Genomic DNA, 2,337 nt, shown 5'->3' with positions numbered 1-2,337 from the left:
CAGGTCCGCCGGCAGGGCGACGCGGCCGTTGGCGAGGTCGACGTAATGGGCCAGCGTGCGGCCGACGACCTCCGGCTGCTCGTGGATCTCCTTGCCCATGAAGTGGCGGTGGTTGCCCTTCTCGACCTGATAGGCCTGGGCGACGATGCGCTGGCGCGGGCGCTCGACCACGGCCCCGCCGATGTCGCGGATCTCGGCGCCGGCGCGGCTGAGGACCGCCCAGTCGCCCTCCTCGAGGTAGGTGATCTCTTCGGTGAAGGGGGCGAGCGCCAGGGCGTCGGAGCCGAGATAGGTCTCGCGCGTTCCGAATTCGTCCTGGCCGAAGCCGATGGCCAGCGGCGCGCCGTGGCGGGCGCCGATGAGCAGGTCGTCGTAGCCGGCGAAGATGAAACCGAGGGCGAAGGCGCCGTGCAGGCGGGGCAGGGCGGCGGCCACCGCGTCCTCCGGCTCAAGACCCTTGTCCATCTCCCGGCTGACGAGCTGGGCCACGACCTCGGTATCGGTCTCGCTCTCGAAGCGGATTCCGAAGCCCTGCAGCTCGGCCTTCAGCTCGCGAAAATTCTCGATGATGCCGTTGTGGACCACGGCCAGCCGCGCCGTGGCGTGCGGGTGGGCGTTGGCTTCGGTGGGCCGCCCATGCGTGGCCCAGCGGGTGTGGCCGATGCCGATGGACCCGCCGAGGGGCTCGTCGCGCAGGCTCATCTCCAGGTTGGCGAGCTTGCCCTCCGCCCGGCGCCGCACCAGGCGTCCCCGTTCGAGGGTGGCGATGCCGGCCGAATCGTAGCCGCGGTATTCGAGCCGCCGCAGGGCCTCGACCAAGGAATCCGCCACGGAAGTCCGACCGACGATCCCGACGATGCCGCACATGACACGCTCCCCCAGTTGTGTTGCAGGTCGCCGACCCCGTTGGCGATCGCCGGCGGGCATCGTCGTCGAATCGGTCGGGCGTCCTTCCCCGGGGCGCCATCCCGCGGGGCCCTCGGGGCGCGCGTTCCGCCCCTGTTCACGGGCCGGCCGCCGGGTGGGCGAGGGCCGATGACGGCCCGCCCACCCGGGGATCACCCGCGAAGGTCAGGCGAGGTGCCGGCCTTCCGCCATGCCGTACTGCAGGTAGTGCTGCAGGGGGTCCATCTGCGCCGCCGCCACGTCGGGATTGGCCGCCAGATAGGCGTTGTTGTCGAACGCCGTCCCGGAGGAGCGTCCCTGGCGCCATCCCATCTCCTCCTGATGCAGGAGGGGATTCAGGCCCAGCCCCGCGACGTCCGGATTGGCGGCGAGGTAGCTGTCGGTGGAGAAGAACGCGTTCGGATCGCGGCCCTCGTGCCATCCGTAGGTGTTGTAGTGCTGGAAGGCGTAGCCCTCGGGGTCGTGGTTGGCCGGCACCGCGGCCGCGACATCGGGGTTCCGGGCCAGGTAGTAGGTCGCGTCGAAGTCGCCGTGGATTTCGTGACCGTTGGCAGCCGTGACGGCACCGGGGAAGGCGAACCGGCCCTCCGCCCTGCCGTACTCCTCGTAGTGCTGAAGGGGGTTGAGGCCCGCTGCGGCGACGTCCGGATTCGTCGCGAGATAGGCTTCGGCCGAGAAGCCGGGGCCGGCGCTCCGCCCCTCCTTCCAGCCATACTCGTTGTAGTGCTGCAGCGGATTCAAGCCGGCCGACGCCACATCCGAATTGGCGTTGAGGTATCCGCTCGTGGAGAACTCCGCGTTCGGGTTCCGGCCCTCGCGCCAGCCGTTCTGCGCATAATGCTGGTCGGGGTCGATCCCGGCCTGCCAGACGTCGAGGTTCCGGGCGGCGTAGTACAGGTCGTCGACCCCGGGCTGGCCGTCCCGCACCTGGACCGTGCCGTCGGCGAACGTGATGGTGCCGACGCCCGTGAGATCCGTCACCGTCCCGTCCGGGGCCGTCATCACGCTGTGACCGTGACGGAAGTCGAAGGACGCCTCGCCGAGCTTGAACCCGAAGGATTCGCTCGCATTGGGGGCGGCTTGGGTACTGTCGATCCGCAAAGTCGCCTGGGCGGCGAGGCCGCCCGGATCGACGGCCGCGTAGGTGAACGCATCGCTGCCGGCCGAGGTCGCGACGTAGCGATATTCGCCATTGGCCGCGATCGTGAGGGTGCCGTGCTGGCCCATCACCTGGGCGGTGCCCGAGTCGGGCAGGGCCACCGCGACGCCGTTGCCGAATTGGACGGCGCCCACGTGCAGGGCGTCGCCGTTCGGATCGCTGTCGTTGGACAGCACGTTGCCGGTGGCGTTGGACTTGTAGGCAACGCCGGAGCCGAAATCAGCGACGGCCACGGGCGCGGCGTTGGCGGGCTGGGACGGGGTCACCAGCGG

General features: G+C 70.3%; 1 protein-coding gene and 1 pseudogene. Both read right to left on the bottom strand.

Annotated elements, in window-relative coordinates; translation table 11 throughout:
- Nucleotides 1–867: pseudogene (locus tag FV218_RS22185) on the bottom strand (glutamine--fructose-6-phosphate aminotransferase); the annotation flags it as partial.
- 204 nt (nt 868–1,071) lie between these two features.
- A partial coding sequence (locus FV218_RS22965; RefSeq protein WP_187273148.1) for an Ig-like domain-containing protein occupies nt 1,072–2,337 on the bottom strand: 1,266 nt, incomplete at its 5' end.

It is taken from the genome of Methylobacterium sp. WL69, from assembly GCF_008039485.1.
Classification (GTDB): Bacteria; Pseudomonadota; Alphaproteobacteria; order Rhizobiales; family Beijerinckiaceae; genus Methylobacterium.
This window is presented reverse-complemented; position numbering and strand designations above follow the sequence as displayed.